Origin of the sequence: Agrobacterium vitis (assembly GCF_013337045.2) — a bacterium.
GTDB classification, from domain to species: Bacteria; Pseudomonadota; Alphaproteobacteria; order Rhizobiales; family Rhizobiaceae; genus Allorhizobium; species Allorhizobium vitis_B.
The window spans coordinates 717,181-743,206 of sequence record NZ_CP118259.1 but is presented as its reverse complement, the minus strand read 5'-3'; the positions used below and the strand labels follow the sequence as shown (position 1 = coordinate 743,206).

Genomic DNA, 26,026 nt, shown 5'->3' with positions numbered 1-26,026 from the left:
CTGCCCATCGAGGGCCTGTCGAGAGGGGCCTGACAATGCGGGTCTGCATTTTCGTGAAACACGGAAATCGTGTCAGCAGACCTCACCCAAGCCCGCCAAAATAGCGCGCCCATACCCGGCCACCAGATCCGCCCGATCCTGCCCGTTGACTATGCGCCGGGCGCCGGTCCAGTCGCTTGCTGTGGCGTTAAACACATCGCCGAGCCTAACGCCTGAAAACAAACCATCGCGCATACCAACCACCAGAATATCCGCCGCCGTCGCCATATTCAGCGCGCGGCCCGGATCAGCAACGAGATCGACGCCCAACGCCACCGACAGCGCTTGGTAATTGCGCTTATGGGTGAGCTGCACGAAGCCCCGGCCAAACCAGCTATGCCCCGCCTCGTCCAGCCGCCAATACGGCGCGCTTACCTGGGGCAAGCGGCCCGCCGCATAGGCGCGCTCCAGCCGGTCAATGGCCTCGGCATCGGTTTTCGCCAGTGTTTCGCGCAGGGGCTGGAAGCGACCCGCCGTTTCATGAAAGGCGGTGGCCAGCACATAGGCGATATGGCGTTGGTCGGTCAGACCATGGCGCGCGCAGCCCGCCAGAATGGCGTTGATGCCCTGTACCTGAGCCGTGCCAAGCCGCCCGCCACATAAGTCACCTCGGATCACGTTGAAGAGCCATTGCAAAGCCGTGCTGTTCATAAACTGTCAATTCCCCTTAAAATGGCAGGGTCCAGCCGAACGCGGCGAGATTGAACCCAAAAAATGCTGTGATTTAAATCGGTTAAACAAAATTCAATCGTTTCATGCCCTATCACGAGATATTTACAAAGATTTAAGCTTGTGGAACTTTCCGCTCCACCGCTGGTTATGAGCGGCACGAGCAACAAGCCCTGCCGCGCCATGACGGGCGCCGGGCGGTTAACACAGGAGACATGTGATGGACGCCAAGAGCAGCAGCCAGATCAGCAAGACGATCGCAGAGGCCAGCCGGACCATTCCTGCCCATATCGTTGAACGCCTCGAATCCGAATGGCGCCAGATGCGCCAGCCTGCGCCCCAGCCTACCCCCGCAAGCAAGTAATCTTATTTACAGCGTGCGAATGCGCGGCTCGCCCGCGCCTTCGAGCAAAAGCGCGGTCAAGGCCCAGACCAGAGCATCCAGCCGGTCCGGTGATCGGCCACTCGACAAGCCCTCCGGGCCGAAATCACACATTTGATCTTCCAGATCGGCAAAACGGGCCGCGTGAAAAACGCGGCCTTGTTCATATAAAGCGGCCACCGGCTCGGCTCGCAGAAACTTGCCGCGGGTTGCCCGCACCATGCGCACCGGCAGGTTGGCATCGACGCTTTTCAACAGCGCGCCGACCATTTCCCCGCCCTGATTGACCTCTGCCACCACCCGGTCCGCTTCAAACCGGCGAAACGCCCGCACCACGGCAGTCGCCCAGCTGGCGGGGCTTTCCCCGGTGACCGAACAATCAGCCAGCACCACCGCCCGGCCCAGACGGTCGAGACCGGCAACGACGATGCCGCAGACCGATTGCGCGCCTGCCCCGGAGGGCGGATCGACGCCGACGACGATCCGGTGCAGCGGTTCGCTGAGCCTGACCGTCAATTGCTCCAGCCGGTCGCGCCGCCAGAGTGCATCCTCCCGGTCCTCGATCAGCTCGCCATTCAATTCCTGACGGCCCAGCCGCGTACCACCGTAGCGAGCCTGCAAGGCCTCGATAAAGCCGGGAGCAAGATTACCGGCGTTCCCGAAGGTGGAAAGCCGGGTCAGTCTTGTGCCGGGGTCCGCCAGCAACCGTTTCAGGATCGGCACCGGGCGCGGCGTGGTGGTAATCACCTGGCGTGGATCATCCCCGAGCCGCAGGGAAAATTGCAGCATATCGAAGGTTTCCTCGGCATGTTTCCATTTGGCGATCTCATCGCACCAGGCATAGTGGAACTGCGGGCCGCGCAGGCTTTCCGGGTCTTCGGCGGAAAACATCTGCGCCACCGCCCCATTCGGCCAAACCAGCCTGCGCCGGGAAATTTCCACCTCCGGGCGTTTGTGACTGGCAATACGGGCAATGCCGGACAGACCATCCACCATCACCTCACGGGCATCGCCCAGGGTTTCGCCCACCAGCGCAATCCGCACAGCGGATTTTTCACCAGCCGAGGCGATCTCATGCACCCATTCTGCCCCGGCCCGGGTCTTGCCGGAACCGCGACCGCCCATCAACAGCCAATTGCGCCAAGTCCCCTCTGGCGGCGCTTGCAACGGGTGCCGCAGCAAAGCCCAGCTGCGCGCCAGCCGTTGCAAGGCCGCAAGCTCCAACCCCTGCATCATATCAGCGCCGTTGTTTCCATCTGTCTGAAGGGTCGAGATAACAGAATGATCACCCTGCCGTGCGCTGATCGCCCGCGCCAGCAGCGATCCTTCATCGCCCAGTGCCGAAACCGTGTCGTGCAGATTTTGCATCTCCCGGCGCAGGGCGGATAACCCATTGTTTTCGGTCCGAGATGCCGCCAGAAGGGCAGCAACCGATATGCCCGCCGACAGCCGATCCGAACGTCCTGTCACCTGCGGCCCTCACGCTGTTGTCTGAATTGGCTGGTCGTTTGTCGCACCCGGGGGGCCAGTTGCAGCAAGACTTTCAACTTTCCACCGCTCGAACAGCAGGCTCGCCTTGGCTTCGGCCTGGGTTTCCACCAGGGCCAACAGCCGCGCCTGGGCGGCATCCAGCGTCTCGGTCTCACCCGCCCGCTCCTCCTCGGCTTCGCGGTCGCGGACCAGTTGGCGTTGCAGCGCATCGATTTTTTCCAGCGTGCGGACGATCACCGACATGGCTTCGGTCGCCGCTTTCAGATCAGCACGGGCGAGCTTTGCCGCCGCCTCGTCGCCACACTCCATCAGCGCTGCTGCCCCTTCGCGCAACACCCGGAACTGCTCGAATTGCGCCGACATTTCCCGTGTCAACTCATTGAGCAACCCGGCATAATGATCGCTCAAGGCAGCGAGATCGGCAGCCTTGATTTCCAGCCTGTCGTTGTACGCCAGGCCATGACGGCCGAAGGAGGAGGACAGCGCCGGTAAAGGCCAGCAGCCGTAGAGCGATATATCGAAATCATCCATGACCAATATCCTCCCGGCAGGCGAGGCTCCCATCCGCATGAAGGGGAACCGCCAAAACCAGAGTTGAAGCGCTGTAAATCTATGAAAGAGAGCATGAAACCGAACCGGAAGGACCGAAGCCGCAGATTTCCGACCGTAGCCAAAACCTAACAGAACACCGTCACGGCGTCAATGCTTATTTTCCTATTTAGGTTTTTTTTCTTATTTTAATCGCGACGAAGATAACCGTCGCCCATCAGGCGGAGCATCACTCAACGCCCATCAGCAGATGATAAAAGGGCGACGAGACCATATCCGGTGCAATTTCACAATTGCCGGTTCTAATACCAAGCGTCATTGAAAATGGCCTTGAGATTCCCTTTGCAAATATCTCAAGCATCTGATGCATTTGAGATATTTGCAATGCCTTCAAGGCGAGGATGCGTGAGCATGTCAGAGCCTTGGTATAACACCGCGCATTTTGTAAAATGCCAAAGGACACTGTCACTCTTTAAAGCTTCTGTGTTTATAGACTAACGCGGTTGAATCCGCCCCTCGTGAAGGCATCACGAACCGCACTACAGAGACGCACGGGTCTGCCTGGTTCAGCATACAGCTGGCTGAGGTCATGATTGACGGCCGGTCTTTCGACCGGCCGCCCGCCCCATTCCCCCGCCCCCAGGGTTCCGGTGCGTCCGACAACGGGCCATTTCGCCCGTATGCGTCCTGCCGCCAGTAAAAAACACTGCGGCAGATATAAAGCAGGCAGTCATAGCGGATGGCGCGTTTGTCCGACCCGTTATGCCGAGGCTCAGGCCTCTTCCATTTCCACCTTGCGGCTGTTGTCCGTGGAAGAACCACCGCCCAGCTTTTCCAGGATCGGGCAATCCGGGCGGTCGCCCTGCTCGCAGTGATCGACAAGGTTTTTCAACGTGTCGACCATGGCCTGCATGGCTTCCATCTTGTCTTCGAGTTCGCGCAGGTGGTTCATGGCCACCTGGCGTACATCGTCATTCTTGCGGCCAGAGTCGCTCCACAGCGCCAGCAGCCGCTCCGTTTCCTCCAGGGAAAACCCGAGGGTCCGCGCCCGCCGCACAAAGCGCAGACGATGGACTTCATTTTCGCCATAGACCCGATAATTGCTTGAGGTGCGCCGTGCTGGCAAAACCAGCCCGATTTCCTCATAGTAGCGGATCATCTTCGCAGAAACGCCGGAGGCTGCGGCGGCTTCTCCGATATTCATGAGCTTGTCCTTCCTGGCTGCAAGCAAAAATAGTAAACTATCCAGCTCACGCCGTTTTCAAAATTGCATTCCAGCTTTTAACTATCAATATCGACAGAAGTAAATAACCAAAAAAAGTTACATTGGATTCACACATTTTTACGTGAGCGACAGCAAGAGCGCGACTTATCCAATTCGAATTGTCATTCACTCCTTACCCACACAATTTTATTGAAAGCGTATCGTACTCCGATACACTTGCGTGTCGGAACGATACAGAAAGTATGATCGGCAAATTCGATATCACGATAATACAGCTAGCGATGCGCGAAGTCGCTATATAGCGCAACCACAACCTATGGTGCAATAGTTATAAGGTACAAGGGTGTAAAAATCCGCACGGCACACCGGATTTCAAGGGCCGACGGAACCGAGGTGCTAGGAGGGCAATATTTCAGAAAAATCGAAATCATCGCGATAGAGATCGAAACTCGCCCTGATCCGATCCTTGACACGCTGAGGCAATTGGCTGCCCCGACCGCTGACGCCCTTGTTGAACCGGGCATGACCCGCCTCTATCGTCTCGGAAAACACCTTGGACAACTTTTCGGAGTCAACGAATTCCGGCCCGACAAAGGTGGCAATCCTCTCGGCCAGACGCTGCTTGTTTCCGAGAAAATCCTCCTCGTAGGAAACCCATAGCGGCTTGACCAGACCTAGCGCTTCACAGCGTTTCCAGCTCATGAAGAATTGTAGATACCAGGCACATTGGCGATCCACCAGGATCAGATAGCGCGTCTCGTCGTCCAACTCACAATAATTGGATGGCAGACCATCGCTGAAATAGATCGCGTCCTTGTCACGGGTTGCAGCCCATTCTTGCTGCTGCTTGCGCATCATGTCATCCAGACTGACCAGACTGTCATAGACATTGCGATAAGTGACGATCGGGCGAATATTGTAAAGCTCAAGCTGCCGGCAAAGATAGGGCGTGCAGCGCAAATGATGCTGCGCCACATAGCCAAGGCCATTATTGCCGTATTGGATTAACGCCAATTCGTCCGTTTCCTGCTCACGCAGGGTAATGCCCATGGAAAAAGGCGTTTGCGGCGACAAGGCCGAGGACATCAGCACCGCCATCGGCACATTCAATACCTTCATCAAGCTCTGCCCGATGAAGGTGGAAGCCGATTTCGGCAGGCACGCCACCAGAACATTCGGCTGATGCGCTCGCGAGGCCGTCAACCGTGCCCGCATAAGAGCCTCGCCAAGTTCCGGCACGGAAATCGCCAGACTGTCGGCTACGGTATCGGTCATCTTTGGCACATAGAAAGGATGCGCCAGCGAAAACACGCCCGAAATCGCAAAAGCATCGGCGGGATCGGTCCGCCGGAGAAATTCATCGAATTTCCGCGATACCCATTCCGCATCGGGCACCGGGGCCGCCTCGCGGACAAAGCTTTTGACAAACGACCAGTCAAGTCTCGACATAGGCTCTCCATTGCACCGAAACGGTTTCAATCGAGAAGAAATTATAGTGTAGAACTTGTACGAGACTTACCTAAGGATAAGCTTGCAGGCAATTGTCAGGGAGCGTCCCCAGCCGCCATCAAAGGCCAGTCGCAGAGATAATCCTCGAAATCCTCGACAGAAACATGCTCTTCGCTGACCATGCGGCCCGGGCGGAAATTCCGGCTTGATGGACCGTTTCAGGGTCGCCAGAAACCAGCGGTTGCCACCAGTAAAGGTCGCGACCCTCATCGAGGAGGTTGCAGGGTCCTGCCTGGCGCAAGCTTCCTCAGTCAGCTTTACACCACAACGTTTTCGCCCCTTGCGAATAACCCTTTGGCACAGACACACCCCGGTGCACCGGCGCATTCACTTCAGTCATGCGCTCATGCACCAAGCTTTTGTTTATGCGTCGACATCTCCAATTCGGCCAAAGCCTCCGTTTGGATAGACGCAGCAGGATAAGGACAGGTTGCAGCATGGAACATGCGGTCGGCATCCGGACGAATGACAAGGCAGGCTCGAACCTGGAAGACACGCTGAGCCAGACGCTAGCAGACATATCCACTCTGGCGCCGCGCGAAGCGCTAAGCCTGGGAATGGATTATCTGTCCTGCGTGCCGCCAAACCGGGCTCTGGAAGTCGCCGCGGCCCTTTGCCATGCCAATCCGTTCTTTCTGCCCGCGGTAAGCGATGGCGATGCCCAGGGTCTGAAGCTGTCGACTTCCCAACTTGCCGAATTGACATTTCGAGCGAGATTGACGGCAAGCCGGGCCAGACAGCCGAATATTCTGGTGGCCTGTGCGCCCAAATCGGCCTCGACTTTTATTTCGATGGCGTTGGTGCAGGCACTGGATATCCCCCTGGCCAACCTGGCACTTCCCAGCTTCACACCCGGCAGCGGCTCTGCACTGGGAGGCAATCTGCGCTCGCAGGAAACCGATGAGCTTGCACTTATGCGGCATGGGTTGAACGGCCGTGGCTATGTCGCCCAGCATCACATTCGATGCACGCCCTATCTGGCCCGCCAGATGACGCTTTACAACATCCGCCCTATCGTCACTGTCCGTAATTTCTTCGACACGCTGATCAGCCTCGATGATATGTTCCAATCCTGGCGCGTTTCCAATCGTCCGGTCGATACCATTTTTTTTGATGACGGCCTGCCAAGCAATTACCACCACCTGCCCTTCGAGGAGCGGCTTGAGATGCTGGTTGCGGCTCAAGCGGTCTGGTATGCGCAGTTTCTGCTGAGTTGGCAGCGGTGCGAAATGCTCAATCTGGTCAAGCCGCTATGGGTTTCCTATGAAACGGATTTCCTCGGTGACAAGGCGGTTCTAGCCGATCGGATCGCCACCTTTACCGGAGCGGACAGCCAGGCGGCTCAGAAAATCACCGAGGCGCTGGCCGACAAGCGTGACGGTGAACGCAAGCGGATCAATCAGGGCATCGCGGGCCGCGGAGCCGAGGTGCCGGAAAATATTCGTCGGCAGGCCATGGCCATTTTCGACCGCTATGCCGTCAATGGCGACCTGACACTTCTGACCGGACCGGTGGCAGCCAAGACGGCAGCCTAGGTTGCTAGTGGTCTTCAAGGTTTTTGACATTTGCTCTTGAGGGTGCTGCGAACGGTAGAGAATGTCAAAATAATACCACGAGAGCATCGATCCAAACGAAAGCTTCAGCCGAGTTTGGAAAAAAGTCCGTCTGCTTCTGCCGTCATTTCATGTCCCTATTGGCCGCCAGATTCTTCGGCCTGCAAGAGCACCGTCAAAGGCCAGTCGCAGAGATAATCCTCGTACTCCTCGATAGAAACATGCTCTTCGCTGACCGTGCGACCACGGGCGGAAATCCCGGCCTGATGGACGGTTTCGGGATCGCCAGAAACCAGCGGGTGCCACCAGTAAAGGTCGCGCCCCTCATGCACCAGTCGGTAGCCGCAGCTGGGTGGCAGCCAGGCGATATCCTCGACCTGATCCGGCGTCAGCTGGATACAATCGGGCACTGTCGCCTGCCGGTTGGGATAGTCCTTGCACCGACAGCTTTCCCCGTCCAGCAGACGACAGGCAACGGAGGTGAAGACCACCTCACCGCTTTCCCAATCCTCCAGCTTGTTGAGACAGCACAGACCGCAGCCATCGCAGAGGGCTTCCCACTCCACAGTGTTCATCTCGTCGAGGCTCTTGGTTTTCCAATAGGGTTCGCTGGTCATCATGCCCTTGGCCACCGGTCGGATGCGAGCATCCAATCCGCGGCAATCTTATAGATTCGTTAAAAGTTAAGTCGCATATGATCCATTGGCTGGGATATATCGCGATCAACGCAGACATGGGCGCAAGCTTGGCGCCTGTCAAGCGTTGCATGTGAAGCGTTGCATATGCCTACAGCATCATCGGCACTCTGCGCCTATGATATTGTAGCAGATCATCTTAAGGCTCGGCCCCGGAACCGCCATGCAGAAGAAAAAGCGGCATATCTTTCTCAAACTCGACGCCTGGCTGGATTCCACCCTGTGGAATACCGGTTTCCAGGCCGCCGAATTCTGGGAGGAAACCACGATCTTCTTTCGCCGGTTTCGCATGCGCGGCTGGAAGAAATGGCTGTTCGAGGCGCTGGGCGAAGCGATGACCCTGGGCACCGCCGGTGCCGTCGTCATGTTGGCGCTGGCCATGCCCGCCTTTCAGGAAACGGTCAAGGATTGGCGCAATCGTGGCGATTTCGCCGTGACCTTTCTGGATCGCTACGGCAATGTCATCGGCCATCGCGGCATTATCCACGAAAATTCCGTGCCCTTCGAAGACCTGCCCGACAATCTGATCAAGGCGGTGCTGGCCACCGAAGACCGGCGGTTTTTCGATCATTTCGGCATCGATTTCATCGGCCTTGGCCGCGCACTCAGCGAAAATGCCCGAGCTGGCGGCGTGGTGCAGGGCGGCTCGACACTGACCCAGCAGCTGGCCAAAAACCTGTTTCTCACCAATGAGCGCTCCATCGAGCGCAAGATCAAGGAAGCCTTCCTGTCGCTATGGCTGGAGGCCAATCTGTCGAAACAGGAGATCCTGTCGCTCTATCTCGACCGCGCCTATATGGGCGGCGGTACATTCGGGGCGGCGGCGGCCTCGCAATTCTACTTCGGCAAAAGCGTGCGCGACGTCAATCTGGCCGAGGCCGCCATGCTGGCGGGTCTGTTCAAGGCCCCGGCCAAATATGCCCCGCATGTCAACCTGCCCGCCGCCCGTGGCCGCGCCAATGAAGTGTTGAGCAATCTGGTACAAAGCGGCTTCATGAGCGAGGGACAGGTGATCGCCGCCCGGCGTAATCCGGCCACCGTCGTCGACCGGGCCGAGCGCGAGGCACCGGACTTCTTCCTCGACTGGGCGTTTGATGAGGTGCAACGCATCGCCTCCCGCTTCCCTGAACATTCACTGATCGTGCGCACCACAATCGATCCCGGCCTGCAAAAAGTCGCCGAAACCGCTGTCAGCAATACGCTGCGCGAATATGGCGAGCAATATAATGTTAAGCAGGCGGCCCTCGTCACGCTGGAAAACGGCGGGGCGGTGCGCGCCATGGTCGGCGGGCGCGACTACGGCGAAAGCCAGTTCAACCGCGCCACGCGCGGCCTGCGCCAACCCGGTTCCTCCTTCAAGATCTATACCTATGCGGTGGCGATGGAGGCGGGCCTGACGCCGGAGACCACCATTGTCGATGGTCCGGTCAATTGGGGCAATTGGAGCCCGCATAATTATGGCAACAGCTATGCCGGGCGCATCACGCTGACGACGGCGCTGGCCAAATCGATCAACACCGTGCCGGTGCGGCTGGTCAAGGACCGGCTGGGCGTTGATTCCGTCATCCGCATGGCGAAGGCCATGGGCGTGGAAACGCCGATCCGCAAGGATGTCACCATCCCGCTCGGCACCTCGGAAGTGACCGTCATGGACCAGGCGACAGCCTATGCCGTGCTGCCCTCGGGGGGCCTGCAATCGCGCCGCCACGGCATTGTCGATATCAGAGATTATCGCGGCCATGTGCTCTACGATTTCGACCGCGACGAACCGGCCCCACGCCGGGTGCTGACCGAGCAGGCCGATAACTACATGAACCAGATGCTGACCAAGGTCCCCTATATCGGCACGGGCCGCAAAGCCGCCCTGGACGGCATTCTGACTGCCGGCAAGAGCGGCACAACGCAGGCCTACCGCGATGCCTGGTTCGTCGGCTTTACCGGCAATTTCACAACCGCCGTCTGGTTCGGTAATGACGATTATACCTCGACCAACAACATGACCGGTGGCTCCCTGCCCGCCATGACCTTCAAGACCATCATGGACTACGCCCACCAGGGCGTCGCCGTCCGGCCAATCCCCGGCGTACTGGAACCGGCAACCGTGGCAGTGAAGGCACCAGCACCGGCCAAGGGCGAACCAAAAGGCACCGCACCCGCCCCCACCCCGCCCGAATTCGTCCGCCCCCGGACACTCTCGGTGGAAACCACTGCCCTGCTCCGCCAGATCGGCACGATGCTGACTGAAGCTGAGCCGCTGGCACCGGGATTGCGGGCGGCGTTGGATTGAGGGGGCATTTGCGAATCGAAAGGTGCCCCAGATCGAACATCGCAGACACGTCAGCGACAGCGAGCGCACTCAGAACGATGTTCAGTTGGTTTCATTCCGGGCGCGGACAGAGTCAAACAGGGCCTTCACATAGCTCTCGCAGTTTAATCGCGCCGCTCTTCTGTAGATATCTTCCTCCACCTTGTCAGGAGGAGAGCCGCTTGCGATACAAGCCGCGGCATTATGAAAGACATCCGCAAGTGCTTGGGCCTGTTGGAGGCTGCTAGCCGCCCGTATTTCGATAAATATAATGCCGATGACACGAAGTATATCATTGTAAACGTGTATCATTTATTTGTTCTTTCATGATTTGATCGCGAGAAGGAACGACCGTTTTTGAAAGCGTGAGGTGCGGCGGACCGCGACAATACTGTCCCCACGTCCCAGCACGTCCGATAAGCAGATCGCCGCCGCCTCTCATACGTCTATTCCGGATCCGAGCTTGCGACGATCAAGGCTCCGCCGACAGATACAATCAATGAGTCCAGGCCATGGAACTTGATATGCCATGCCGCCTGCTTCCTGCATTCAGGATCGTGATTGATCCTATAAGTACATAATCGTCGCCATCCAGGATGCGATAGCGCAATTCTTTCCGCAGATAAGATATCGACGCTAGTCGCTTGTCTGATCTGCTTGATGAGTTCCGACCACGACGCTTTCTCCTGAAAAAGCCTATCAACAATCGCTAGCATCTCTTGCACGAAGGCCACTCCAATTTTCGCTCACACGATGGCGTCCGGTTGAGCGATAGGCAAGCAAAGGACGAGGATGTTAAAAAAAATCCTAGGTCATTATTTCACATAGGCGTATCCTAGATCGGGATCGACGATCATCTCTGGAGTACCCCAAAACGATCTTTCAATGTCGACATGTAAGATACCGATACGATCGCCAAACGGCGGCGGACTGTCGGTGTAGCCGAACCTGAAATAGTAGAAAGACATTGAAGCAACGCCATCCTTATCCTTTTCAAAGGTCCAGCGACTGCTGTTGGTGAAGACCGTGGAATCGACTTTCTGATAGGTCAAGACGTAGGTGCCATCCGGCCTGATATCGAGGACCTCCACGCCATGGCCATGGTTTGACTGAAAAATGCCAACGGCATCTCCTAAATTGAGGTCATCGCCGCATCCGGAGAGCATCAGCGCTGCGGAGAGGCACAACATTTTGACGATCCAGACCGGTCTCCGCATACTCCACTTTTGGGGTACCTCCCGCACAAATAAATCTTCATTTCGGTACCGCTTCACAGGGGAAAGCCGCTCAAAATAGAGTAATTAATTGAACGCCCTGCCCCACTCCCTTGATGATAATTTTATTAGCTGAGGGAAAATAGGTATGCTGAAATATATCGGTTGATGTGAACCGATCATAAGACACATCAATTTTGTTGTGAAAGACAATTTTATATAGGTGAATCCTCATGATTTTGACTGTTGAACAACAGAAATCCGATCCCGGAGAAATTGCTATATGCTTTGATGACGACGGACTAGAATTTCTGTTAAAAAAGCTCAGTTTCCTGAAAAATAATGATGGCCATTTACACCTAATGACCTGCTCTTGGGGTGGCAATGAACTTACCGAGATCCGCCAAGGAAGCGATGACTATGCGCTCGTCGATAGTCTGCGACTTGTAAAATTAAGATAACGTGGCCTCGATCGCCTATGACAAAAGATATATGGACCTGCAACGACTTCACCGACATGGGCTGGCATGATTGCCGTCTCTACGGAATAAAATTGCTCAATGAAAATTTTGAAATAACGTTTGATATCGATTATATATTGAGATGGATTAAAGAAGGCGATGCCTTTACCGGGTTTGATGTCGCCCCCTCTGCTTTAACATTCTTCAATGTATCGCGTCTCACAATCGGCCTCGACTACGCAGAAAATTTACTCTGTTTCATAAGCGATATCCACCGGAGCAACGAGCGGACATCTCCGAACGGGCTCTATACTCTATGGGATTATCGCATCGATTGCGACGTCGGGTCGTTATCCTTCACATCTACAGGCTTTGAACAAAGGCTGACCTCACCGCCGCTCAGGTCCGACACCCAGGATTTGAACCGGGAACGATTGGTGATCGACTAAGCGGCCCCACAATCTCACGCGGAGACACGTTTTGGCAAGTCGCCAGCTCGGTCACGCTGGCGAACCTGTTGCGGCGTCGGCGGCATTCCGCCTAAGCCGTCCACACCGCCATTTCCCTGCCCTGAATTGAGTGCTACCGCTTCTCCAACAATCAACAGGGTTCGAATCAGCGTGTTCCGGGTTCCGCTTCTTGTCGCCATTGCGCTTGCCATTGCTTTCGGGCTTGGCATTCAATCCACGCTGATGGCGTTGAATGCCACGGTGGGCTTTGGCGAAATTGAGATTGATGGTTGGCGGGCGTTTCCGCAGGCGCAGACTGCCGACGCCGATCCTTATGCGCGATCGCACCGGGCCAAGGCGGGGCGGTTGCTGTTGGGCAGCGCTGAAGGGCTGAGTTTCATCGCTACCACCGATATGAGCGGCCGCAAGCTGAATACACGCTGCCGCTACCGGCTGGCGGGTACGGTGCCGATGGCCCGCTACTGGACGCTCTCAGCCAGCCGCCCGGATGGAACGCCCCTGCCCGTCTCGCTCGACCTGCCGGGGGCGCTGAACTCGGTTACGACGCTAAAAAATCGTGATGCCAGCATGGAGATCACCATCGGTTCGCAGGCGGCACCCGGCAATTGGCTAGCCACTCCCGCGGGAAGCGAAGACCTGATGCTCAACCTCACCCTGCTGGATACGCCGGTCGCGGGCAATTCCGGTCTGGTGAAACTGGCCATGCCGCATGTCGAACAGATCGGATGCGGCAATGCGTAAGCTGATCTACGCCATTCTTGTCGGCCTGGTCGGGGCTGTGGTTTTGCATATCGTCATCATCCTGGCATTGCCGCATTTCACTGGCAAGGATGCCTATACCCGCGTGACGATGGAAGGCCCGCTGTTCAAATTCTATAGTCTCGACAGCCGGGCAGACCGGGCGGGGCTTGCCAATGGCGATCCCTTCCTCAAACTCGCCGCCTGTGCTTTCGATGTCAGCGAGGCGCCAGTGCATCTGACGGCAGAGGGCAGCGTTCCCTTTTGGTCGGTGGGTATTTTCGACCGTGATGCCAATGAAGTCTACAGTATGAACGACAGTACATCCGTCGAGGGCAAGCTTGACATTATTGTCGCCACCCCGGCCCAACTCGCCCGGCTGCGTGCCGCGGCACCCGATGCGCTGGCGCAGACCATATTGGTGGAAATGCCGGAAACCCAAGGCTATGCCGTGTTGCGCACCCTTGTGCCTCAAGCCAGCTTCGCGCCTGATGCACAGGCTTTTCTGACGAATGCTGGTTGCGACCAGACAGCCATAGATCCTTAAGGATTTTCGTGTTTCAATGGAAAACACAAGTATTACTTCTCGAAACCCTTCTTAAACTATTCAATTAATGTAAAACTTTATCTTTTTAAATGATATAAAATTAATCTGTTCGATTATATGGCTTTTTCGACTTAAAAACAGACAATGTTATTAAGCCAAATTGACCATATTGCTTTGGAAAAGCACGCCTGCTAAACATAGCGATATTAATATGTGAGATTGCTATGCCCGAAAGTATCATCGATTGCATTTACGAGGCCGCAATTGAACCGGCTGCCTGGGAGAATGCGTTAGATCGCTTGGCGCATCTTGTCGGCGCCGAAGGCGCCTTGCTTGTCAATATCTCCGACGAGCTCATGCCCTTGATCACAACGCCAGGGGTGCGTGACCTTTATTCAGATTTTTTCGAGCAGGGCTGGACCGCCAACAATATCCGTACCAAAGCGCTCCTGAGCGCCAGCAAGTCAAAATTCATCAGTGACGTCGATCAGTTTTCACAAGAGCAGATGCGCGATGACCCACTTTACCGGGATTTTCTCTGGCCGCGCGGCTTCGGCTTTGCCGCTGGCGTCAGCTTCGATCTTCCCCAGGAGAAAACCATTGCCATCTCGATTGAACGAAAGCGTGATAGCGGCCCCATCGAAGAAAAGCATCTGGATCTTCTCAACAGTGTCGGCCGGGACCTGCGGCGCAGCCTGATCCTTGCCTCCCAGCTTGAATTCAAGGCGGTTGGCAACAGTCTGCGGGCATTGCAGCTGGCGCGGCTCCCAACCGCCGCTCTTACCGCCAAAGGCAAGATCCTGGGCTGTAATACGGAGTTTGAGGCAGGCAATCCAAGATACGCCATTTCGGCCTTCGACCAGTTGCGCTTTCTCCATCCCGCAGCGCAGGCAAGTTTTGAAGCAAGTCTTGCCGCAGGAGTAGCTGCCGGTGGTAGCCGGGATGAGATGCAGGGAGCTCAATTCGCCTGCCCCGGACAACCGGGCCTGCCGCCAGCGATCGTCTATCTCATTCCCGCCGCCCGGTTGAATGTCGGATTGTTCAGCCCGGTCAGCTTTTTCATCATTATGGTCCCCCTCAGCCGTAGCAATGGCCTGACCTCGGAAATGATCCAATCTCTGATGAATTTAACGCGAGCCGAGGCGCGCTTGACGAAACTGCTTCTTGATGGAGAGCCTCTACGCGATGCGGCTCACACCCTTGGGATTCAGCTGGAAACCGCCAGAAGCCAGATAAAAACCGTGCTGGCCAAAACCGATATGGCCCGGCAAACCGACCTTATTGCCGCTCTGACTTCGCTTCATTCACTGCAAGCGGATTGAGGGGCGTTACGCTATACTTTCTATGGTTTCGATACCGCAAGCCTCTCTAAAAGGACGTCGGCACCTTGTCATTCTGATTCCGCATCACCAATGCCCGGAAAGGCACCATCACGCACCTGTCAAACCTCGCAGGCATCAGGCATTGTCCGCCCTCTCGGCAAGCGTCAGGTCGCGACCTGCACACTGGTCCTTTCGTGTACTACCCTCACGAGACGCTTGACTGTTTTGAAGCGCGGCCAGGCGCACCTTCACCCGGCGCATGACAAGATAGACAATTGCGATGAAATAGACGGTTTGAAGGATAATTGCCGCAACAACCGTCCTGATAATTGTGGCCGCGAGCAACCCTGTCGATTGGTAATTATAGATGGCAAAACCCAGCAAAACGACACCCATTCCTGCAAACACCCGTGGTGCATACATCATGCTGTCACGATCGGGCGTGCCCGCCAAATCCTCGTCGTAGAACTCTCGCCGATCGTTTCGAGACAATTCTGCTTTCTTCTGGTCCAGCTTCTCTGCGTGACTATATCCAAGCGCAGACTCTGTATCTTTGTGCATCAAACGCCCCCACTTGAAATAATGTTGCTTATTCCCAACAACGTTTATCAACCATTTTTGGGTGCATTAAACATCCCCCAAATGGGGTAGGCGGAATTATTCATCAAATATCGCAATCGCATATAAATCAATCCTTGGTAGAGTTGCAAAATAAAATACATATTTTAAATTTTCAGATCATACTTAAACAAAACATATATAGGAACCTTAGAAAAACATTAGTTGCACAACTACTGCGCACTCTCTCCAAACGCGTCCATTGCAAAGAGAAAATTACCCAACAGAATAGGCGGTATTACCGCGTCTTTTACGTCGTGGATAACGTCAAGGACGATAGAGAGCATTCCGGCGAATGCGTGGAAAACGGCCCGGATTTCCTGATCGCCCTTGAACGCTTTATAGAAAAGCAACCGGACTCAGCCTGCAACATCGAACCCATGTGATTGCCTCACGGGTCGCAATAGCCAACGGCCAATCGATCTCACTCCACGGGGAGGAAGAGCCGGATCACGGGAACACAAGCCTTATACCACGTCTTGAAGATGCTCATGCATCCCAGACTTGAGAAATTGAAAATACCTCAAATGTGCCAATGGCTTGAGATATTTTCACAGGAATTACGAGGAATCATTTTCAGCGAACCCTCGTATTACCCCTCGTAAGGATGCATATCCTGCACTGGCCGCTTGCCGGTGAGCGAGGCGGCGCCGATCAGCAGGGGTTCGGTGCGGGTATAGCGCACGCCGGTAAACAGCAGGATACGGGCCTGTGTCGGTGCGGGGGTACGGTTGACGGGCTTCTGATCAAGCCGGTCTTTCAGTTTCACGATATCAGCCATGCTCGTCTCCATTTGGGGTAGATGAGACGGATGAAGAGATCGATTTCATCCTGCCCCGGCAAAGGGGCCAGCACATCCGGTCTCGCTTTTTTGGGCAGCAAAGACAGGCATTCTGCGCTTTTCTCCAGACATGAGGGGTAAACAGCCATCCTCATGAAAAGTTGCTCTTATATTGAGTAGTTTCCCGTTTTTCCGGAAACCCTTGCTGACATTTCCGAGTAAAAGCGATGACGCTGCAACGCTCACGCAAGGATATGCTGCTTTATCAAAGTTTCCTTATTAAACACTGTCGATGGTTAACAGCTTGCTAACGATTACCGTCTATTTTGACCGAATTGGTATTGCGTTGGGACGGGTAATGTCGTGGATCATCAATTTCGGGCGTTGGAAAATCCGAGGATCGGCCGCAAGAAGGACGTGGTTTTAATGGCCACCGTTTCCAGTTTCGAAAGCCTCGAACATCCCCGCAAGGCCGATCTCCGGCAGTTTGCCCTGCTGTTCCAGCCCCTGTTTCAATACTCCTCCGAAGAGGCCCGGCGCGATGCCGTGGCGGCGCTGTCGCAATCGCCCAATGTGCCGGAAGCGGTCGCATTTTTCATCGCCAGCCAGCCGCTCTCCATTGCCGCACCATTCCTGATCGCCTCGCCCTGCCTCTCAGATGAATTGCTGATCACCATCGCCCGCACTCAGGGTGTCCACCACGCCCGTACCATCGTGCGGCGCGAGGCTTTGTCGCCCGCCGTCATCGATGCGCTGGCAGGACTGCGCTTCATCGACCCGCTGCCCGAGCACGCCCAGCACGTGGACAACGAGGATATTGCCCAGGACATGATGGAAGCGCCGCCGCGCGCCATTCGCCTGAGGTCAGACGCGGTTGCCAAGCCCGAAAGCGTGCCCGCTATCGACCCTGAGGATGCCGTGGAAGATCAGGGGGTAACGCAGGAACCAGATCAACTCCATGTAGAGAAACAGGAGCAAGATCCTGCACAAGATCCGACAAGGGCACAACGCGAGGAAACCTTGCGCCAGACCTTGAAGGCGCTGGATCGTCACCTTAATCGCCAGGACCATGATCGCCTGGGTCGGCGCAATCTCAGCTCCGTGCAGGCAGCCCTGCTGGTGCGTTTTGCCCGTGAAAACGCAGCAGGCAGTTTTGCCACGGCCTTGGCCGATGCCCTGTCTTCAAGTCGATGGCTGGCAGAGCGTATCCTGCTCGATACCTCCGGCCAGCAGCTGGCCACGACGCTGACCGGCCTTGCGATGGCCATTCCCGACATGATTTTCATACTGACCCGCCTCTATCCGCATCTCAGCCAATTGCAGCAGGGCGAACCGCGCGTCGCCAGGCTGATCGCCGCCCTCGACGGCAGGGACTGCGAAAAGCGCATCGATGCCTGGCTCAGGGCCGACCGCTATACCTATCAAAGCAGTCAGAGCGACATCCAGCCAGCGGCAGTGTCGGCTTCCCGTTGAAACTTTATCCGTGGATAAGTGGAAACCGATTTTCCTGAAAAGACAGAGGGCAGCGATACGCGTGGCTGGCCTTCAGCCTCCCTCGCCAACCAGCGAGAAAAGACCATCCAACTGGTCGATCTCGATTTCCAACAGCCACAGATCCGGATCGAAACGGCGTTCGCGCTCCATCAGGGCTGCGACCTCGCAGGCATCGACCCTGTCCAGGCGGCGCTCGAACTGGCGGTCGCCTGACATTTCGGCATCGTCGGCTTCAATCAGGCTTTGGGGGGCGGGAGCGTAAAGACTTTCCAGGCCATCGCGAAACCGCTGGCGCAGGAAGATGGCGCCAGCCTGGTCCATGCCCTTATGCTCAACAGCGGCAAAGCCGCCGGCGGAAAACACGCGGCGTATGATAGCGGCGACAAAAATATCGGAGCGAAGGCGCATCCCGCCTGTCTATAGACAGGATTGACGGAAAGAAAGGCATTCATCGAGGCAGTCGAAATTATTCGCCCTTGTCGCGCATCAGGGTCCGCATCACCATATCGATATGGGCCTGCATGTAAGCCTTTTGGTCAAGCGGTCTGCGTTGCGCAAACAGGATTGACCAGAGATTGAAGTGGATGGCCGGGCCAATCAGCACATCGGGAACGGAAACGGCCGGACCGGGCAAAAATTCGCCTGCGGCAACGCCCCCCTCCACCAGCGTGCAGACGGTTTTCAAGAGGGGTGCAACGAATTCGTCGTAATGCCTGTCTACAATATGGGGAAAGCGGGTTCCCTCGCTCACCGTCAAACGCAGGAGTTCGCTACACTTACAATCGCCGCTGATCATCTCATAGGTCATGCCGATCATTTGCTTCAATCGTTCGGCATGGGTACCCTGCAGCGTTTCGGCAGAAGCACGCAGTTGAGACAATGGCAGCGACATCTGCCGGATACTTTCCTCGAACAACACCTCTTTTGACGGAAAATAAAGATAAACTGTGCCTTTTGTAATGCCCAGTCGCAATGCTACATCTTCCACACGCGTCGCAGCAAAACCCTTGTCCAGAAACTCTTCAAATGCAGCTTCCAATATTTCCTGTGGACGCCGCGCTTTCTGCTCGGCCCGGCTGATCGTTTTCAATCGCTTTGCCATGAGCATTTTCCCTGAGTTTTGAGCGAGCGGACTTGCGTGTGGGGACGGAGCCAGAGCACAGGCATGACGCTTTCCATTACTGTACCGGTAACTGTCACACCGGCAACTATATTGACTAACTGTACAGTCATTGATAACTACTCGAAACGACCCGTGAATGCAATGGTGGGGACCTCACAGTGCGGTTACAAACGATTTTATCCGGACTGGCTTGCATCCTGCTCGCCATGTGCCTGGCAGGCTGCAATGAAAAGACCGAGAGCCACGCTTCACCACGCAGCGTCAAGGTGACCAAGGCCCAAACCACACAATACCAACCCTCCGTGGAAATCTCCGGATCGGTAAAGGCGCGGGTGCAGTCTGACCTCTCCTTCCGCACGGCTGGCCGGGTGATTGAGCGGCATGTCGATGTCGGCGACCGGGTCAAGGCGGGCGACGTCCTGGCCTTGCTCGACAATACCGAGCAGAAGGCCGATATCGCCGTTGCCCAGGCCGGGCTGGAATCGGCCCAGGCGACGATGCGCCAGAAGTCATTGGCCTTCGACCGCTACAAGTTGCTGATCCAGACCAACACCATTGCACAATCCACCTTCGACCAGGCCCGCGAGGATCTCACCACGGCCCAGGGCTCGTTTCAGACCGCGCAGGCCAATCTGGCCACGGCCCAGGACGCGATGACCTATACGCAGTTGAAGGCCGACGCCGACGGCATCATCACCTCGCGCAGCATCGAGGTGGGACAGGTGGTTTCGGCTGCGCAGGCGGCCCTGACGCTTGCCCATGACGGTCCGCGCGATGCTGTGTTCGACATGTTCGAAGCCTTTTTCCTGGAAGGTACGCCGGCTGATACCGTCGAGGTGTCGCCGATCAGTGCACGCGCCCAGTCCAAGGACGGCAAGATCCGCGAAGTCTCTCCAGCCATCGACACCAGCGCCGGCACCATCCGCATCAAGGTCGCGCTGCCTGCGGATACGCAATGGTCGCTCGGAACAACGGTGGTCGGACGGTTCCGCGCCCAGCCGCAACAGGGCATCGTACTCCCCTGGAGCGCCATGGCCTCGGCCAATGGCCAGCCCGCCGTCTGGGCGGTCAACACCGCAGACAGCTCCGTGACGCTGCACAAGATTGACGTTGCCCGCTACCGCGTCGGCGATTTCGTGGTGGCATCCGGCGTCGCGCCCGGAGACATGATCGTCACCGACGGCGGTAAATTTCTGACGGACGGCCAGGTCGTCGCCTTTAAGGAAAAGTGACATGCGCCTCTACCGTCCAATCATCACCCTTCCCTTTCTGCTTGCTCTGGCGCTTGCTGCCGGTTGCAGCCAGGCGGACGACGAGCAGCCCACCGGCCCACGCCCTGTCCGCTCAATGACGATCAAGGCCGAGCGCCTGTCGGGTGTCAGCTTTGCCGGTGTCGTCCAGGCACGCGTCGAAACCGATCTCGCCTTCCGCACGCTTGGCCGGGTGATCCTGCGCAAGGCAGAAGTCGGCGATCTCGTCCACAAGGGCGATGTGGTTGCAGAAATCGATCCGCTGGCGCTGCAATTTGCCGTCAACAGCGCCGAGGCCGACTTGCGCAATGCCCAGGCGGCCTTTGAGAATGCTCAGATCACCGAAAAGCGCCGGCGCACGCTCGCCACCACCAATGCGGGCAGCATCGCCGATTTCGAACTGGCCGAACAGGGCCTGAAATCGGCCGAGGGAAGTCTCAATCAGGCCAAGGCCAAGCTGGACAAGGCTCGCGAGCAATTGGGTTATGCGCGGCTACAGGCAGAATTCGACGGCGTCGTCACGTCAGTCTCCGTCGAAGTCGGCCAGACGGTGACTGCCGGGCAGACAGTGATGAAAATCGCACGGCTCGACCAGCGCGACGTGATCGTCGATGTCCCGGAAGGACGGATCGGCGCGCTGAAGGAAGGCACGAAGTTCAGCGTAGCGCTACAGCTCGACCCCACCAAACAGGCCATCGGCACGCTGCGCGAGATCGGCCCGGAAGCCGATGCGGAAACCCGCACCCACAGGCTGAAGATTGCCATCAACGATGCCCCCGAGGTCTTTCGTCTCGGCGCCGTTGTGACCGCGACTGCAAGCCGTGATGAAGAAGACGGCGTCATCCTGCTGCCGTTGACCGCCATCCTCAGGAAAGACGGCGCGACTGGCGTCTGGGTGATCGACCGGGCCAGCGCCTCGGTCGCCCTGCGCAAGGTCGTTCTGGACGACGCCACCATCGACGGCACCCGCGTAAAGGTCCTGTCCGGATTGAAGGAGGGCGAGCAGGTTGCCGTCGCTGGCGCCAACCAGCTTGCCGAAGGACAAAAGATCAAGATCGATGAGGAGCCGCGCCCGTGAAGAAATTTAACCTGTCGGACTGGGCGCTCGAACATCGCTCCCTCGTCTGGTACTTCATGATGGTGTTTTCGCTGGCCGGCGTGCTCGCTTATATCGGCCTTGGGCGTGAGGAAGACCCATCCTTCACCATCAAGACCATGGTGGTTCAGGCCCAGTGGCCCGGCGCCTCCGCCCAGGAAGTCACCCAGCAGATCACCGACCGGATCGAGAAGAAGCTCCAGGAACTGGAATCGCTCGACTATACCAAGTCGATCACCACGGCTGGCCAGACCATCGTCTTCGTCAACCTGCTGGATACGACCAAGGCCCGCGACGTGCCCGCCACCTGGCTTCGCGTGCGCAACATGGTCCAGGACGTCCAGGGAGACTTTCCCTCCGGCGTCGTCGGACCGTTCTATAACGACCGTTTCGGCGACGTTTACGGCAATATCTACGCCTTCACCAGCGATGGCCTGACCCATCGGCAATTGCGCGACCTGGTCGAGAGCGCGCGTACCAAACTTCTGACCGTTCCAAATATCGGCAAGGTCGACATTGTCGGCACGCAGGACGAAGCGATCTATCTCGAATTTTCCACCCGCAAGATTGCTGCCCTCGGCATCGACCAGTCGGCGATCATCACCACGCTTCAGGCCCAGAATGCCGTTACCCAGTCGGGCTTCATCGATGCCGGGCCGGAGCGGATCGCGCTTCGGGTTGGCGGGCGCTTCATTTCGGAAGACAGCCTGCGGTCGATCAATCTCAAGGTCAACGACCGGTTCTTTCCGCTGACCGATGTCGCCACCATCAGCCGGGGCTATGCCGATCCACCGACCAGCATGTTCCGGGTCAATGGCAAGCCGGCGATCGGTCTTGCCATCGGCATGAAGGCCGGTGCCAATCTGGTGAATTTCGGCAAGGCGCTGGACAAGACCATGGCCGACGTCATCCAGGACCTGCCGGTCGGCGTTTCCGTCGATCGGGTCGCCGATCAGCCGGCGGTGGTAGAGGAAGCGGTTTCCAGCTTCACCCATGCGCTGTTCGAGGCAATCGTCATCGTGCTGGCCATCAGCTTCATCAGCCTTGGCCTGCGCGCCGGACTGGTGGTGGCGATCTCGATCCCGCTGGTTCTGGCGATCACCTTCCTGTTCATGCAATATGCCGGCATATCGTTGCAACGCATCTCGCTCGGCGCCTTGATCATCGCGCTCGGGCTTCTGGTCGACGATGCGATGATTGCCGTGGAAATGATGGTGGCGCGGCTGGAAGTGGGCGATAGCCTGCGCAAGGCCGCCACCCATGTCTATACCTCGACCGCCTTCCCGATGCTGACGGGCACCCTCGTCACCGTCGCCAGCTTCATCCCGGTCGGATTGAACAACAGCAATGCGGGCGAATTCACCTTCTCGCTGTTCGTCGTCATCGCCGTGTCGCTCGTCGTGTCCTGGGTGGTGGCTGTGCTGTTCACGCCGCTTCTGGGCGTCACCATGCTGCCGAAGACCATGAAGAAGCATGCCGACCACAAAGGCTGGTTTGCCAGGCTGTTTGCCAGCATGCTCCACTTTTGCCTGCGTTGGCGCTGGCTGACCATCGTTGCGACGATCGGTGCCTTCGCCCTGTCGCTCTATGGCATGACCCATGTGCAGCAGCAGTTTTTCCCCAGCTCCGACCGCCCGGAACTGATCGTCGACTGGAATCTGCCGCAAAACAGCTCCATCGACGAAACCAACCGGCAGATGGCCAAGTTCGAACAGGAGCAATTGGCCAACAACCCGGATATCGACCATTGGTCGACCTATGTCGGCCGCGGTGCGCCGCGCTTCATCCTGTCTTTCGATGTGCAGCCGGATGATATTACCTTCGGTCAGATGGTCGTCGTCACCAAGGGGCTGGACGTACGCGACAAGCTGCGCCAGCAGTTCCAGGCCTATCTGAGCCAGACATTCCCCGGCACCGATGCCTATGTGAAGCTTCTGGATATCGGACCTCCCGTAGGAAAGCCGGTGCAATACCGCGTGTCCGGCCCGGACATCCAAAAAGTGCGCGATTATGCCGGCAAGCTGGCCGCCATTGTCGGCACCCACCCACTACTCACCAATATCGCCTTCAACTGGTATGAGCCGGCCCGGGTATTGAAGGTGGATGTGCTACAGGACAAGGCCCGCCAACTGGGTGTCACCTCCGAAGACATCGCCCAGACCCTCAACAGAGTGGTCGAGGGATCGACGGTTACCAAGGTCAGGGACGATATCTATCTGATTGATGTCGTCAGCCGTGCCGAAAAGAAGGATCGCGGTTCCGTCGAAACGCTGGTCGATCTGCAATTGCCGAGCAGCAACGGCCAGTCGATCCCGCTGTCGTCGGTCGCCACCTTCCATTACGAACTGGAGCAGCCGACCATCTGGCGGCGCGACCGTATGCCGACGATTACCATCGAGGCTGCGGTCAACGGCCCCACCCAGCCCGCGACCATCGTCAACGCGCTGAGCGGCAAAGTCACCGAATTCTCCAAGGCGCTTCCGGCAGGCTATGCCGTCAATATCGGCGGCGCCGTCGAGGAGAGCAGCAAGTCGCAGGGGCCTATCGCCCAGGTGGCACCCCTGATGCTGTTCATCATGGCAACGCTGCTGATGATCCAGTTGCAGAGCTTCCACCGGCTGTTCCTGGTGTTTTCCGTAGCCCCGCTGGCGCTGGTCGGCGTGGTGATCGCGCTTCTCACCAGCAATGCGCCCCTTGGCTTCGTGGCGCTGCTCGGCGTGCTCGCGCTGATCGGCATCTTGATCCGAAACTCTGTCATCCTGGTGGTGCAGATCGAGGACCTGCGAAAATCGGGCGTCGCCGCCTTTGCGGCGGTGGTCGAGGCAACCGAACACCGGATGCGCCCGATCATGCTAACCGCCGCCGCAGCAACCCTGGCGCTGATCCCGATCTCGCGGCAGATCTTCTGGGGACCGATGGCTTTTGCCATGATGGGTGGCATCGTCGTCGGAACGGTGCTGACCCTGCTGTTCCTGCCCGCGCTCTACATCACCTGGTTCCGGATCAAGCCGGAGAAAAACCAGGCGCACGACAGCCACGTCCCCGATACCCATGGCCACAACAACAGTAGCCCAGACAACAATGCTATCGGAGCCGAGAAATAGGATGCCGACTCTCGGCTGGCTCAAGAACAGGAAGCGGGAACACGCCCGCTCTCTCTTGAAGCGTGGATATGCCCTCACGCCTTCCGCTTCCGCATCTGGGTCGGCCGCAAGCGGGCTGGCAGGATCCAGTCCTGCTTTTGCGGGACATGCCGTCATTCCCTTAGTGATCGTCCTCGTGCTGGGTGGCTGCGCGGGCAGGCCAGAAAGCGTGCTGAAGCCTGTGCCGGTTGCCAGCGACGCCAGCCAGGTGAACATGCTGGTGTTCACCACCCGCAAACCGGCAGACGATCCCGGCCTGCTCTACTCCGGTGATCGCGGCACAGCCATCTCAGTGAACAATGTAGTCGTTTCCATCCCTCCGGAGCGCAACCGCAAGGTAGGCGAAGTGCAGTGGCCGTCCCGTGTTCCCCCCAACCCGGAACATGATTTCGCGGTGCTGAAGGCCGATAAAGTGCCGACGGAAGCCGAGGCCCTGCGGTGGTTCAACGCGACCCGTAACAAGAAACGCCAGGCCGTGATCTTCGTGCATGGCTTTAACAATACGTATTCGGATGCGGTTTTCCGCTTTGCCCAGATCATCCATGATTCCGGCACGGACGCATCCCCGATCCTGTTCACATGGCCGTCGCGCGGCAGTGTGTTCGACTATCTCTACGACAAGGAAAGCACCACCTATTCCCGGCGGGCGCTGGAAGACCTGATCCTGCAAGCCGCGAAGAATCCTAATGTCGGCGATGTGACGATTATTTCCCATTCCATGGGCACCTGGTTGACCATGGAAGCGTTGCGCGGCGTGGCGATGCGCACCGGAACAGTTCCAAGCAAGGTCAACAATGTCATCCTGGCCTCGCCGGATATCGATGTCGATGTATTTCGTCGCCAGTTGATCGAAATGGGGACCAAACGACCGCATTTCACCATCTTCACCTCCAACAAAGACAAGGCCTTGTCCGTGTCGCGATGGCTGTCGGGCGGCGTCAACCGGGTCGGCGGCATGAGCCAGGCCGACCTGCAGCCGCTGGCTGGTGACCTGAAAGCGCTCGGCATCACCGCCATCGACACCAGCAGCGTCGATAGCCACGATCCGCTCGGCCACACGGCCTTTGCCGACAGTCCGGAGATCATCCGCAATCTGGGCAAGAACATCGCTGGCCAATCCATGGAAGGCGGCCAAACCACCTTGGGCGATCGGGTCGGCCTGGTGGCAATCGGCACAGCCAATCTGGCGGGTTCCGCGGCCCGCACCGTCGTCACGGCTCCCATGGCGGTGATCAGCAGCGATGCACGTCAATCGCTCAAGCAGGAATTTTCGTCGGGGCAGAAACCGCTGATCGACGGAAAAATCGCTTATTAGCGTTTACTTTGGGAAAAGTGGGAACCGGTTTTGCGTT

General features: G+C 57.4%; 24 protein-coding genes and 1 pseudogene. 13 read left to right on the top strand and 12 right to left on the bottom strand.

Annotated elements, in window-relative coordinates; genetic code table 11:
- Positions 1-72 precede the first annotated feature (72 nt).
- Positions 73-690: a glycoside hydrolase family 19 protein gene (locus G6L01_RS03435; RefSeq protein ID WP_071206226.1), complete on the bottom strand. Its 618-nt coding sequence runs from the start codon at positions 688-690 to the stop codon at positions 73-75.
- Between the two features lie 238 nt (positions 691-928).
- On the opposite strand from G6L01_RS03435, the gene G6L01_RS03430 reads away from it, so the two are divergent.
- Entirely contained in the window at positions 929-1,072 is a 144-nt protein-coding gene (locus G6L01_RS03430) for a hypothetical protein (protein WP_174089191.1), read from the top strand.
- Positions 1,073-1,078: 6 nt separating this feature from the next.
- On the opposite strand, the gene G6L01_RS03425 is transcribed toward G6L01_RS03430, so the two are convergent.
- The 5 genes and pseudogenes from G6L01_RS03425 to G6L01_RS03405 all read right to left on the bottom strand — a co-directional run.
- Positions 1,079-2,326 carry a DNA-packaging protein gene (locus tag G6L01_RS03425; protein ID WP_070167912.1) on the bottom strand — a complete coding sequence of 416 codons (1,248 nt, stop codon included), beginning with the start codon at positions 2,324-2,326 and terminating at the stop codon, positions 1,079-1,081.
- A 243-nt stretch (positions 2,327-2,569) separates the two neighbouring features.
- Positions 2,570-3,112 (bottom strand): hypothetical protein, encoded by a 543-nt coding sequence (locus G6L01_RS03420; RefSeq protein ID WP_070167822.1) that lies wholly within the window; start codon positions 3,110-3,112, stop codon positions 2,570-2,572.
- A 790-nt stretch (positions 3,113-3,902) separates the two neighbouring features.
- Positions 3,903-4,334, bottom strand: coding sequence for a Cu(I)-responsive transcriptional regulator (gene cueR / locus G6L01_RS03415; protein WP_070167821.1), 432 nt, complete (start codon positions 4,332-4,334; stop codon positions 3,903-3,905).
- A gap of 417 nt (positions 4,335-4,751) precedes the next feature.
- Positions 4,752-5,804, bottom strand: coding sequence for a hypothetical protein (locus G6L01_RS03410; protein ID WP_070167820.1), 1,053 nt, complete (start codon positions 5,802-5,804; stop codon positions 4,752-4,754).
- A gap of 95 nt (positions 5,805-5,899) precedes the next feature.
- A pseudogene (locus G6L01_RS03405) lies at positions 5,900-6,081 on the bottom strand (CxxCxxCC domain-containing protein); the annotation flags it as partial.
- 220 nt (positions 6,082-6,301) lie between these two features.
- Here G6L01_RS03405 and G6L01_RS03400 point away from each other — a divergent pair.
- Positions 6,302-7,399, top strand: coding sequence for a hypothetical protein (locus tag G6L01_RS03400; protein ID WP_070167819.1), 1,098 nt, complete (start codon positions 6,302-6,304; stop codon positions 7,397-7,399).
- Positions 7,400-7,554: 155 nt separating this feature from the next.
- On the opposite strand, the gene G6L01_RS03395 is transcribed toward G6L01_RS03400, so the two are convergent.
- On the bottom strand, positions 7,555-8,034 hold the full coding sequence (locus tag G6L01_RS03395) for a YcgN family cysteine cluster protein (protein WP_070167911.1): 480 nt from the start codon (positions 8,032-8,034) through the stop codon (positions 7,555-7,557).
- Between the two features lie 241 nt (positions 8,035-8,275).
- On the opposite strand from G6L01_RS03395, the gene G6L01_RS03390 reads away from it, so the two are divergent.
- Positions 8,276-10,399 carry a transglycosylase domain-containing protein gene (locus G6L01_RS03390; protein ID WP_139190235.1) on the top strand — a complete coding sequence of 708 codons (2,124 nt, stop codon included), beginning with the start codon at positions 8,276-8,278 and terminating at the stop codon, positions 10,397-10,399.
- Positions 10,400-11,232: 833 nt separating this feature from the next.
- Here the strand turns inward: G6L01_RS03390 and G6L01_RS03385 are convergent.
- Entirely contained in the window at positions 11,233-11,607 is a 375-nt protein-coding gene (locus G6L01_RS03385) for a hypothetical protein (RefSeq protein ID WP_139190236.1), read from the bottom strand.
- Positions 11,608-11,864: 257 nt separating this feature from the next.
- On the opposite strand from G6L01_RS03385, the gene G6L01_RS03380 reads away from it, so the two are divergent.
- The 5 genes from G6L01_RS03380 to G6L01_RS03360 all read left to right on the top strand — a co-directional run bounded on the left by G6L01_RS03380 (position 11,865) and on the right by G6L01_RS03360 (position 15,169).
- The gene (locus G6L01_RS03380; RefSeq protein WP_070167814.1) at positions 11,865-12,092 is read left to right on the top strand and encodes an Imm32 family immunity protein; all 228 of its coding nucleotides are present in this window, start codon (positions 11,865-11,867) and stop codon (positions 12,090-12,092) included.
- A gap of 17 nt (positions 12,093-12,109) precedes the next feature.
- Positions 12,110-12,541: a hypothetical protein gene (locus G6L01_RS03375; RefSeq protein ID WP_070167813.1), complete on the top strand. Its 432-nt coding sequence runs from the start codon at positions 12,110-12,112 to the stop codon at positions 12,539-12,541.
- A 171-nt stretch (positions 12,542-12,712) separates the two neighbouring features.
- Positions 12,713-13,303 (top strand): DUF1214 domain-containing protein, encoded by a 591-nt coding sequence (locus G6L01_RS03370; protein ID WP_070167812.1) that lies wholly within the window; start codon positions 12,713-12,715, stop codon positions 13,301-13,303.
- Positions 13,296-13,847 (top strand): DUF1254 domain-containing protein, encoded by a 552-nt coding sequence (locus tag G6L01_RS03365; protein ID WP_070167811.1) that lies wholly within the window; start codon positions 13,296-13,298, stop codon positions 13,845-13,847. Before G6L01_RS03370 ends, G6L01_RS03365 begins: the two co-directional genes overlap by 8 nt.
- 224 nt (positions 13,848-14,071) lie before the next feature.
- A complete protein-coding gene (locus G6L01_RS03360; RefSeq protein WP_070167810.1) occupies positions 14,072-15,169 on the top strand; it encodes a helix-turn-helix transcriptional regulator in 1,098 nt (365 codons plus the stop codon).
- A gap of 135 nt (positions 15,170-15,304) precedes the next feature.
- Here G6L01_RS03360 and G6L01_RS03355 read toward each other — a convergent pair whose 3' ends face one another.
- Both G6L01_RS03355 and G6L01_RS03350 read right to left on the bottom strand, forming a co-directional pair.
- On the bottom strand, positions 15,305-15,730 hold the full coding sequence (locus tag G6L01_RS03355) for an exopolysaccharide production repressor protein (protein WP_139190237.1): 426 nt from the start codon (positions 15,728-15,730) through the stop codon (positions 15,305-15,307).
- A gap of 649 nt (positions 15,731-16,379) precedes the next feature.
- Entirely contained in the window at positions 16,380-16,568 is a 189-nt protein-coding gene (locus G6L01_RS03350) for a hypothetical protein (protein ID WP_070167807.1), read from the bottom strand.
- Between the two features lie 426 nt (positions 16,569-16,994).
- On the opposite strand from G6L01_RS03350, the gene G6L01_RS03345 reads away from it, so the two are divergent.
- Positions 16,995-18,041, top strand: a complete 1,047-nt coding sequence (locus tag G6L01_RS03345) for a DUF2336 domain-containing protein (protein WP_139190256.1) — start codon at positions 16,995-16,997, stop codon at positions 18,039-18,041.
- Between the two features lie 72 nt (positions 18,042-18,113).
- Here the strand turns inward: G6L01_RS03345 and G6L01_RS03340 are convergent, their stop codons facing one another.
- Positions 18,114-18,470 (bottom strand): DUF1491 family protein, encoded by a 357-nt coding sequence (locus G6L01_RS03340; protein ID WP_070167805.1) that lies wholly within the window; start codon positions 18,468-18,470, stop codon positions 18,114-18,116.
- Positions 18,471-18,528: 58 nt separating this feature from the next.
- Positions 18,529-19,164 (bottom strand): TetR family transcriptional regulator, encoded by a 636-nt coding sequence (locus G6L01_RS03335; protein WP_070167804.1) that lies wholly within the window; start codon positions 19,162-19,164, stop codon positions 18,529-18,531.
- A gap of 227 nt (positions 19,165-19,391) precedes the next feature.
- Between G6L01_RS03335 and G6L01_RS03330 the strand changes: the two genes are divergently transcribed.
- Genes G6L01_RS03330 through G6L01_RS03315 form a run of 4 tightly spaced genes read left to right on the top strand, consistent with a single transcriptional unit; the run spans position 19,392 to position 25,989 of the window.
- Positions 19,392-20,417, top strand: coding sequence for an efflux RND transporter periplasmic adaptor subunit (locus tag G6L01_RS03330; protein WP_070167803.1), 1,026 nt, complete (start codon positions 19,392-19,394; stop codon positions 20,415-20,417).
- 1 nt (position 20,418) lies between these two features.
- On the top strand, positions 20,419-21,513 hold the full coding sequence (locus G6L01_RS03325) for an efflux RND transporter periplasmic adaptor subunit (RefSeq protein ID WP_070167802.1): 1,095 nt from the start codon (positions 20,419-20,421) through the stop codon (positions 21,511-21,513).
- Positions 21,510-24,635, top strand: a complete 3,126-nt coding sequence (locus tag G6L01_RS03320; protein WP_070167801.1) for an efflux RND transporter permease subunit — start codon at positions 21,510-21,512, stop codon at positions 24,633-24,635. Before G6L01_RS03325 ends, G6L01_RS03320 begins: the two co-directional genes overlap by 4 nt.
- A gap of 1 nt (position 24,636) precedes the next feature.
- Positions 24,637-25,989: an alpha/beta hydrolase gene (locus G6L01_RS03315; protein WP_081344281.1), complete on the top strand. Its 1,353-nt coding sequence runs from the start codon at positions 24,637-24,639 to the stop codon at positions 25,987-25,989.
- Positions 25,990-26,026 lie beyond the last annotated feature (37 nt).

Bases quoted from the DNA above. Each gene is read 5' to 3' on its own strand.
- G6L01_RS03435 (WP_071206226.1), bottom strand. From the start codon at position 690: ATGAACAGCACGGCTTTGCAATGGCTCTTCAACGTGATCCGAGGTGAC.
- G6L01_RS03430 (WP_174089191.1), top strand. From the start codon at position 929: ATGGACGCCAAGAGCAGCAGCCAGATCAGCAAGACGATCGCAGAGGCC.
- G6L01_RS03425 (WP_070167912.1), bottom strand. From the start codon at position 2,326: ATGATGCAGGGGTTGGAGCTTGCGGCCTTGCAACGGCTGGCGCGCAGC.
- G6L01_RS03420 (WP_070167822.1), bottom strand. From the start codon at position 3,112: ATGGATGATTTCGATATATCGCTCTACGGCTGCTGGCCTTTACCGGCG.
- cueR (WP_070167821.1), bottom strand. From the start codon at position 4,334: ATGAATATCGGAGAAGCCGCCGCAGCCTCCGGCGTTTCTGCGAAGATG.
- G6L01_RS03410 (WP_070167820.1), bottom strand. From the start codon at position 5,804: ATGTCGAGACTTGACTGGTCGTTTGTCAAAAGCTTTGTCCGCGAGGCG.
- G6L01_RS03400 (WP_070167819.1), top strand. From the start codon at position 6,302: ATGGAACATGCGGTCGGCATCCGGACGAATGACAAGGCAGGCTCGAAC.
- G6L01_RS03395 (WP_070167911.1), bottom strand. From the start codon at position 8,034: ATGACCAGCGAACCCTATTGGAAAACCAAGAGCCTCGACGAGATGAAC.
- G6L01_RS03390 (WP_139190235.1), top strand. From the start codon at position 8,276: ATGCAGAAGAAAAAGCGGCATATCTTTCTCAAACTCGACGCCTGGCTG.
- G6L01_RS03385 (WP_139190236.1), bottom strand. From the start codon at position 11,607: ATGTTGTGCCTCTCCGCAGCGCTGATGCTCTCCGGATGCGGCGATGAC.
- G6L01_RS03380 (WP_070167814.1), top strand. From the start codon at position 11,865: ATGATTTTGACTGTTGAACAACAGAAATCCGATCCCGGAGAAATTGCT.
- G6L01_RS03375 (WP_070167813.1), top strand. From the start codon at position 12,110: ATGACAAAAGATATATGGACCTGCAACGACTTCACCGACATGGGCTGG.
- G6L01_RS03365 (WP_070167811.1), top strand. From the start codon at position 13,296: ATGCGTAAGCTGATCTACGCCATTCTTGTCGGCCTGGTCGGGGCTGTG.
- G6L01_RS03360 (WP_070167810.1), top strand. From the start codon at position 14,072: ATGCCCGAAAGTATCATCGATTGCATTTACGAGGCCGCAATTGAACCG.
- G6L01_RS03355 (WP_139190237.1), bottom strand. From the start codon at position 15,730: ATGCACAAAGATACAGAGTCTGCGCTTGGATATAGTCACGCAGAGAAG.
- G6L01_RS03350 (WP_070167807.1), bottom strand. From the start codon at position 16,568: ATGGCTGATATCGTGAAACTGAAAGACCGGCTTGATCAGAAGCCCGTC.
- G6L01_RS03345 (WP_139190256.1), top strand. From the start codon at position 16,995: ATGGCCACCGTTTCCAGTTTCGAAAGCCTCGAACATCCCCGCAAGGCC.
- G6L01_RS03340 (WP_070167805.1), bottom strand. From the start codon at position 18,470: ATGCGCCTTCGCTCCGATATTTTTGTCGCCGCTATCATACGCCGCGTG.
- G6L01_RS03335 (WP_070167804.1), bottom strand. From the start codon at position 19,164: ATGGCAAAGCGATTGAAAACGATCAGCCGGGCCGAGCAGAAAGCGCGG.
- G6L01_RS03330 (WP_070167803.1), top strand. From the start codon at position 19,392: ATGTGCCTGGCAGGCTGCAATGAAAAGACCGAGAGCCACGCTTCACCA.
- G6L01_RS03325 (WP_070167802.1), top strand. From the start codon at position 20,419: ATGCGCCTCTACCGTCCAATCATCACCCTTCCCTTTCTGCTTGCTCTG.
- G6L01_RS03315 (WP_081344281.1), top strand. From the start codon at position 24,637: ATGCCGACTCTCGGCTGGCTCAAGAACAGGAAGCGGGAACACGCCCGC.